The organism is Acinetobacter lactucae (assembly GCF_013344765.1).
Taxonomy (GTDB): domain Bacteria; phylum Pseudomonadota; class Gammaproteobacteria; order Pseudomonadales; family Moraxellaceae; genus Acinetobacter; species Acinetobacter lactucae_A.
Genome location: NZ_JABVBF010000168.1, coordinates 1 through 7,574, shown reverse-complemented (window position 1 = coordinate 7,574; position 7,574 = coordinate 1). Strand labels below are relative to the sequence as shown.

Sequence of the window (7,574 nt, the reverse complement as noted above, 5' to 3'; positions counted from 1 at the left end):
AGAATTTAAGCCTAGATGTCTTAAAAACAACAATTAAGAATGTCTATATCCTGCGTCCTGAAACATCCATTCCCGATGCGCGTATTGACGAATATATCAAACCATACGAAGCAAGCTGGTTCTGGTCAATTGTTCTAAGAGACTGGAAACGTTACGTTGATATTATGTTTGCCTCGCTTATTGCCAATGTATTGGCACTGGCAACCATTATTTTCTCCATGCAAGTCTATGACCGCGTTGTCCCATCTCAGTCTATCCCGACGTTATGGGTGCTGGCAGGCGGTGTACTTATTGCAGCACTTTTTGAGTTTACCTTACGTATATCACGAGTATATCTATCCGATATTATTGGTAAACGTGCCGACTTACGTGTTTCTGACCGTGTATTTGGCCATGCCTTACGCATCAAAAATAAAGACCGTTCAAAATCTACAGGTAGTTTTATTTCCCAGATTCGTGAGCTCGAAGGTGTTCGTGAGCTGGTGACTTCAACTACCATTAGTGCAATCGCCGATTTCCCGTTCTTCTTCTTGTTCCTAATTATTTTTGCGCTTATTGGTGGCAAGCTGTTTTGGGTGATGTTGCTAGTTGTACCGCTTATGATCTTACCGGGTATTTTGGTGCAGAAGAAGCTGGCACAACTTGCACAAGAGGGTATGAGAGAGTCATCAATCCGTAACGCCATTCTTGTCGAAGCGGTGCAGGGCATCGAAGACATTAAGCTATTACGTGCTGAGTCTCGCTTCCAAAACCAGTGGAACCACATGAACGAAGTTTCTGCCGATATTGGTATGAGACAACGTAAAATTGTCGGTACCTTAATGGCTTGGACTCAAATGTTACAAGGCTTGACCTATGCGATAGTGGTGTTAGTGGGATGTTTTGCGGTGATGGATGGTGAAATGACTACGGGTGCGTTAGTGGCTTGTTCAATTTTATCTTCACGCATGTTAGCGCCGATTGCTCAGATTACAGGTGTTTTAGGTCGTTTGCAGCAAGCAAAAGTTGCAAAACAAAGCTTAGATGAGCTCATGCAACGCCCGATCGATCAGGCTGACCGTTCGCATCTAGTACACAAGGCTGTTTTAAATGGCGATTACGAATTAAAAAATGTTTTGTTCCAATATGGTGAAGAAGACCCGAAACCAAGTTTGGCAATTCGTCAATTAAAAATTCGTGCTGGTGAAAAAATTGCAATTTTAGGCCGTAATGGTGCAGGTAAATCGACACTGCTTCAGCTTCTGTCTGGTATGCAAGTTCCAACTCAAGGTGCAGTGTATTTAGATGGTCTGGATCTGTCTTTAATTGATCCGTCTGATGTACGCCGTGATATGGGCTTACTCAACCAGAACGCACATCTTTTCTACGGTACGATTCGTGAAAACCTCACTTTGGGTGCACCGCTTGCAACGGATGAAGAGATTCTTCGTGCGTTAGTGGTGACGGGTGCATTACCTTTTGTTCAAGAGAAAAAAGAAGGGCTGGATCACCTGATTTTGGAAGGGGGTGTTGGTTTCTCTGGTGGTCAGAAACAAGCCTTGTTATTGGCTCGATTGTTGATTCGTCAACCTAACATTTTATTGTTAGATGAGCCAACAGCCGCGATTGATGACGTGGCAGAGAAACAACTGATTGATCATTTAAAAGGTTGGTTGGCACATCGAACCTTGGTTGTTGCGACTCACCGCCGCGCTGTTTTAGAACTAGTGGACCGTATTATTGTCGTTAACGAAGGCAAAATCGTGATGGATGGTCCAAGAGATCAGGTCCTTAATCAATCAACAGCCCAACAAAAACAAGTAAGCCAAGGGGGCAATTCATGAGCGAACAACAACCACAAGAACTTACCCGTTCAATGAATGTCTCTTATAGTGAACCACCATTACCACGTGCGAGTTTAGTGATCTGGATTGTGGGAATTGGCCTAGTCATTTTCTTTATCTGGGCATGGGTATTTAAACTTGAAGAAGTTTCGACCGGTACAGGTAAAGTCATTCCATCATCTAAAGAGCAGGTCATTCAGTCTTTAGAAGGTGGTATTTTAACTAAGCTGAATGTCCAAGAAGGCGATATTGTTCAAAAAGGCGAAATTCTTGCACAACTCGATCCGACCCGCTTTGCATCAAATGTCGGTGAATCAAGATCTTTACTGATCTCGGCTCAAGCAACAGCAGCGCGTTTACGTGCGGAAGTTAATGGTACGCCATTGGCTTTTCCTGAAATTGTGCTGAAAGAGCCAAAGCTGGTACATGAAGAAACAGCACTCTATCGCTCGCGCCGTGCTGATCTTGAGCAAACGCTTGCAGGTTTAAAACAAGCGTTACAACTGGTGCAACAAGAATTGGCAATGACCGAACCTTTAGTTGCGAAAGGTGCAGCAAGTGAGGTCGAAGTTCTACGTTTACGTCGTGAAGCGAATGACCTTAGAAACAAAATGAATGATGCGCAGAACCAGTATTATGTTAAGGCTCGTGAAGAGTTATCGAAAGCGAATACTGATATTGAAACGCAACAACAAATCGTACTGGGTCGTACCGACAGTTTGGATCGTGCGGTGTTCAGGGCACCGGTACGTGGTGTCGTAAAAGAAATTGCAGTGACTACCCATGGTGGTGTGATTCCACAAAATGGTAAGTTAATGACGATTGTACCGATTGACGAACAGTTACTTATTGAAGCGCGAATTTTGCCGCGTGACATTGCCTTTATCCGTCCGGGACAAGAAGCTTTAGTTAAGATCACTGCTTATGACTACTCAATTTATGGTGGTTTAAAAGGTAAGGTTACGGTTATTTCACCAGACACGATTCGTGATGAAGTGAAACAAGATCAATTCTATTATCGTGTTTATATCCGTACTGATTCTGACAAGCTTTATAATAAAGAAGGTAAAGCATTCGGTATTACACCAGGTATGGTGGCAACAGTAGATATTCGTACAGGTGAAAAGACGGTACTGGATTACTTACTTAAACCATTTAATAAAGCCAAAGAAGCTTTACGAGAAAGATAATAAAAAAGCCCCGAGAGATTCGGGGCTTTTTTATGGGTTTGATTCTATTAAATTCACGTTATAATTTGATTTTTATTATGCTTTATTTAATTTATGGCTTTTACGATCGCATCACAGATTACATTTGAAGAAGAAATTAAAAAAAGCAGATTTCAGGCCATCGCTGCACCAGTAGAGAACGAGCAACAAGTTAAAGAATTTTTAGAACATAATAAGGATATCTCGACCACTCACCAATGTTGGGCGTGGAAAATTGGCCATAACGTACGCTTTAATGATGATGGTGAACCGTCAGGAACAGCAGGGCGTCCAATCTTGGCAACGATTGAAGGGAATGACCTGACGAATATTATTGTGATGGTTAACCGCTGGTATGGCGGTATAAAACTGGGGACAGGCGGCCTTGTGAGAGCATATGGTGGCTGTGCTGGACAATGTTTATTATTGGCTGAGCGTATTGAACTCATTGCAAAGAAGACAATTTACTTTTCGTGTCATTTTAATGAATGGGCGATATTCCAATATGAGCTGACTCAACAACAGATTGAATATCAGGAAACCTACACGGCAACAGGTGTAGATATCGAAGCAAGGCTACAAATACATCAAATTGAACCGCTTGCCTTAAAACTCAGAGATGTAACACGTGGTCGTGAAGAATTAAAAATTGAAGAGGAATTAACAGATGACTGATTCCTTACTGAAATATCGTGAGCAACATAAGCACCGCTTAAACTATATGCCATGGTTATATTGGACTTTAAAACCTAAAAACCGTGCTTGGGCTGAAGAGTGGCAAAAAGAATATCAAGCTTATTTAATGGATATGGAAACTGTTGAGATTGGTGAAAATTGTTTTATTTCACCGCTAGCACATATTTTTGCTGAACCAGGCCGCAAAATTATTATTGGGGATAATAGTTTTATTGCGGCTGATTGTACATTACATGGACCACTGGAAATCGGTAACGAAGTCGCGATTAACCATCATTGTATTTTAGATGGTGGACGAGCGGGCATAAAGTTGCACGACCAAGTCCGTATTGCGGCGTATTGTCATTTATATGCATTTGATCATGGGATGCAGCTAGACCGTCCACTTTACCAACAGCCTGTTAGCTCCAAAGGAATTGAAATTGAGCAGGACGTTTGGTTGGGGGCACATGTGGGTATTAAAGACGGTATTAAAATCGGTAAACATGCTGTGGTCGGGATGAATAGTATGGTGACCAAAGATGTTGAGCCGTACCATATTGTCGGTGGGAACCCCGCAAAATTTATTCGCTTAAGGGAATAATACAGTCTTAAGAATGTAATAAAATGTTTGATCTTTAAACAAAAAAGTTGATTTTTATACATAAACCTTAACATACCAATTTTTATCTATGTTAAGTTAAAGCTAAGTTTTAATAATAATCTCCAAGGCAATAGACCTGAAGAAGAGAGGCTAACATGAACCGTGTTATTGCGTGTATTGACTCATCACCGTGTATTAATGCTATTGCTGATGCAGCAGCATGGGTTGCTAAAGCAACCGGACGGGAACTTGTATTATTACAAATTCTGGACTATTACCCAGCCAGTTATCATCTCGGTGAAATTAGTGGGGTAATCGGCTTTGAAAGCAATGCAATGCTGCTAAAAGAGTTAGCTGAGCTAGAGCAAAAACAAAGTGAACTCGCGTTAGATTATAGCAATAATTTACTCCGTCATATTTCTGATCTTATTCAAGAAAAACATGGAATTACCAGTTCAAAAATTCAAGAAAAAGGGGATTTTTTAGAACAAAGTTTTAATCTCTTACATGAAAATGATATCGTCATTTTAGGTCGAGTCGGGGAAAGAGCCGCAGAAAAGCATAAACCAATCGGTAGTAATGTTGAAAACTTTATTCGTGGGGCTAACTGTACAGTTTTGACAATCGGTGAGAACTTTAAAGTACCAACCCGTTTTATTTTCGCTTATGAATATTCGCCAACTTGTCAAAAAATGATGCGTCGTATTGCCCAAAGTGACTTATTACGAAAACTGCAATGTCATTTGGTATATGTAGGTGATCATCCAGAAATATTAAATGAACCTGAGCATTACCTTAAACAAGCAGGCCTCGATGTAGTCACCGTTTACCGATATGGTGATGTTGCGCAGAACATTTTAGAGTATCAACAAGAGCACGGTATTCAAATCATTGTGTTAGGGGCATTTAGTCATAGCAAAATTCACCAATTCTTCTTGGGAAGTATTGCGACAACCATATTCCGAAACGCGACTGTGCCATTACTTGTAGCGAAATGATGAGATTTGCATATAGTTATCCGCAAATCTTGTGGATAACTATATGGAAAAGCAACAGTAATAAAAGTAATTAATTGATTATAAATAATAAAATAAAAAAGATGATTTTTTAACCATTATTTCACAATTGCAATTGCGAAGCCATCATGACCTTTTGAGCCAACCGTTTGTAGGGCTGTACAAGACAGAATTTGTGGATGGTTTTCTAAGGCTTTAAACATTTCACGGATGCCTTCAATACTCGGTTTTTTATTGTCAGGATTTAGAATATCACCTGCACGAATAACATTGTCGAGCACGATAATCGTACCTGATCTTGAAAATTTCAGACTCAATTCTAAATATTCCGGATAACCCTGTTTATCAGCATCAATGAAAATAAAATCAAAAGGCTCGATAGATTCAGGATCAATTGTAGACAGAATATCTGCGGCACGACCAGCTCGAAGATCAACTTTTACAGGAAGATTGGCATGGTCGATATTTTTTTGAGCCATTTCTGCATGAGTAGCACGGCCTTCTATTGTGAGTAAATAACCATCTTTAGGTAAAGCACGGCCTAACCAGATGGTACTGTATGCAGCAAAGGTTCCAATTTCTAAGACTCGTTTGCATTTATTCATTTGAATAAGCATCTGCAAGAACATACCTTGGTTAGGAGCCACTGCAAGATGATTTGAAAAGCCGTGTTCATCGGTATTCTTTAATGCATATTCGAGTCGCGGGTCTTCAGGTATTAAATGTGAATCGATATATTGGTCAATGTCTGTCCACATCTGCTGCATAATCAAATTTACCTATATGTTGATCAGGCTATTTTAAACGTTTATGCATAGAGTGCAAAAATCTTCGGTTGAAGAAATTTTGGTTGATTGGGAAATGAACAATAAAAAAACTCCTTTCAGTTGAAAGGAGTTTTTTAAATTAGAAATTACACATCGAACTGTTTCGGGTGAGGTCAGGCCCCCAAGTACGATAGCCTTGAGTATCGATATGAATTTGTCCTGAACTATATAGACCAATACCCATATTTAAGCTTTGACCATGCTGAGCCCAGAATTGACAAAGTTTAAACTTGGTATTTTCGATAAATGCATAATCTTGAGCTTGTGGGAACTCAGGGCCAATACGGAAATCGATTGCCGAGTTAAATAAATGTTTAGATGAGCTTGCGCCGCCTGCACATTCATTTAAAGGTAAGTCGCGGTAAACTGAGGTCACTTCAAAGTCGGTGAGAACTTTTGCTGCAACTAAATATTTAAATACGCGTAGGGTAGATAAAGAATTTCCCCATAGTTCGCGGTTAGGTACAGCATATTCAGAGCGTCCACATTTTTGCCAATCACGTGCTGAGCGTAATAACTCAAAACTTGGCACAATGCCTGCAACGTTGTTTCGGGTTAAGAATTTTTCGTATTCACGAACACGTTGGTAATTTTCACCAGAACTTAACCAGCTTCGATAAGATGCAGGCTCAACTTTAGGGGGAATTGGGCGCTCGATAATAACGCGCTCTTGTGGAATAAAGATTCGTTTACCACTTGGAGAGGTTTTGCCTGTTGTTGTGTGTTGGGGAGAGCTGACACAACCTACCATAACCGCTGGGATTATGCATAAAGGCGCCATACTCTGCAAAAACTTCCGCATAAGAAAAATTAAGCACTTATAAATATTGCGGCTATTTTAATGCAAAACAGTGCTCAAATTACGAGGAATTTGCAATGAAATGTTTGAATAGGGTATAAAAAAGATCAGCGGTTGCTGATCTTTTTTGAAATTACTTTTCAAGATATTGTAATTTATCAGGTTTGCCGTTCCATTCCTCACGGTCAGCTGGTTGATCGCCAATTTGAGTAATGTTAGGCCATTTTTGCGAAAGTTCAGCATTTAATTCAATAAATACTTCTTGGCCTTCAGGTAACTCATCTTCTGAGAAAATTGCATTTGCCGGGCACTCTGGTTCACATAATGCACAGTCAATACATTCATCCGGATTAATCACTAGGAAATTCGGACCTTCGTAAAAACAGTCTACAGGACAAACTTCTACGCAATCTTGGTATTTACATTTAATACAATTTTCAGTGACAACAAAGGTCATGGCGACAGCTACCTAAAAAATATGGTTTCATTTCGAATAGCTTATTTTAGGCAAAAAAGGGGTAAACAAACAATTGCTTTTATTGATATTCTTTATTCATGCATATGAAGATAAGTTAATACGTTGATAATCAAGCAGATCTTCCAACCTTATGAAGTGCTAATC

General features: G+C 40.0%; 8 protein-coding genes. 5 read left to right on the top strand and 3 right to left on the bottom strand.

What is annotated here, in order from left to right:
- From HUN22_RS14200 to HUN22_RS14180, 5 genes are all read left to right on the top strand, one after another.
- The coding region (locus HUN22_RS14200) for a type I secretion system permease/ATPase (RefSeq protein ID WP_174730587.1) at nt 1-1,823 on the top strand (1,823 nt) is incomplete at its 5' end.
- Nucleotides 1,820-3,013 carry an HlyD family type I secretion periplasmic adaptor subunit gene (locus HUN22_RS14195; RefSeq protein WP_174730584.1) on the top strand — a complete coding sequence of 398 codons (1,194 nt, stop codon included), beginning with the start codon at nt 1,820-1,822 and terminating at the stop codon, nt 3,011-3,013. The genes HUN22_RS14200 and HUN22_RS14195, both read left to right, overlap by 4 nt.
- Nucleotides 3,014-3,106: 93 nt before the next feature.
- Nucleotides 3,107-3,706 carry an IMPACT family protein gene (locus tag HUN22_RS14190; RefSeq protein ID WP_174730581.1) on the top strand — a complete coding sequence of 200 codons (600 nt, stop codon included), beginning with the start codon at nt 3,107-3,109 and terminating at the stop codon, nt 3,704-3,706.
- Entirely contained in the window at nt 3,699-4,310 is a 612-nt protein-coding gene (locus HUN22_RS14185; protein ID WP_174730578.1) for a DapH/DapD/GlmU-related protein, read from the top strand. Before HUN22_RS14190 ends, HUN22_RS14185 begins: the two co-directional genes overlap by 8 nt.
- A gap of 155 nt (nt 4,311-4,465) precedes the next feature.
- A complete protein-coding gene (locus HUN22_RS14180) occupies nt 4,466-5,308 on the top strand; it encodes a universal stress protein (protein WP_174730575.1) in 843 nt (280 codons plus the stop codon).
- Nucleotides 5,309-5,424: 116 nt separating this feature from the next.
- On the opposite strand, the gene HUN22_RS14175 is transcribed toward HUN22_RS14180, so the two are convergent.
- The 3 genes from HUN22_RS14175 to fdxA form a co-directional block, all read right to left on the bottom strand.
- The gene (locus HUN22_RS14175; RefSeq protein ID WP_174730573.1) at nt 5,425-6,093 is read right to left on the bottom strand and encodes an O-methyltransferase; all 669 of its coding nucleotides are present in this window, start codon (nt 6,091-6,093) and stop codon (nt 5,425-5,427) included.
- 139 nt (nt 6,094-6,232) lie between these two features.
- Nucleotides 6,233-6,955, bottom strand: a complete 723-nt coding sequence (locus tag HUN22_RS14170) for a D-Ala-D-Ala carboxypeptidase family metallohydrolase (protein ID WP_174730570.1) — start codon at nt 6,953-6,955, stop codon at nt 6,233-6,235.
- 130 nt (nt 6,956-7,085) lie between these two features.
- Nucleotides 7,086-7,409, bottom strand: a complete 324-nt coding sequence (fdxA, locus tag HUN22_RS14165) for a ferredoxin FdxA (RefSeq protein ID WP_002051033.1) — start codon at nt 7,407-7,409, stop codon at nt 7,086-7,088.
- Between the last annotated feature and the right edge of the window lie 165 nt (nt 7,410-7,574).

Excerpts from the sequence above, each read along its gene's own strand:
- HUN22_RS14195 (WP_174730584.1), top strand. The coding sequence starts at position 1,820 with ATGAGCGAACAACAACCACAAGAACTTACCCGTTCAATGAATGTCTCT.
- HUN22_RS14190 (WP_174730581.1), top strand. The coding sequence starts at position 3,107 with ATGGCTTTTACGATCGCATCACAGATTACATTTGAAGAAGAAATTAAA.
- HUN22_RS14185 (WP_174730578.1), top strand. The coding sequence starts at position 3,699 with ATGACTGATTCCTTACTGAAATATCGTGAGCAACATAAGCACCGCTTA.
- HUN22_RS14180 (WP_174730575.1), top strand. The coding sequence starts at position 4,466 with ATGAACCGTGTTATTGCGTGTATTGACTCATCACCGTGTATTAATGCT.
- HUN22_RS14175 (WP_174730573.1), bottom strand. The coding sequence starts at position 6,093 with ATGCAGCAGATGTGGACAGACATTGACCAATATATCGATTCACATTTA.
- HUN22_RS14170 (WP_174730570.1), bottom strand. The coding sequence starts at position 6,955 with ATGCGGAAGTTTTTGCAGAGTATGGCGCCTTTATGCATAATCCCAGCG.
- fdxA (WP_002051033.1), bottom strand. The coding sequence starts at position 7,409 with ATGACCTTTGTTGTCACTGAAAATTGTATTAAATGTAAATACCAAGAT.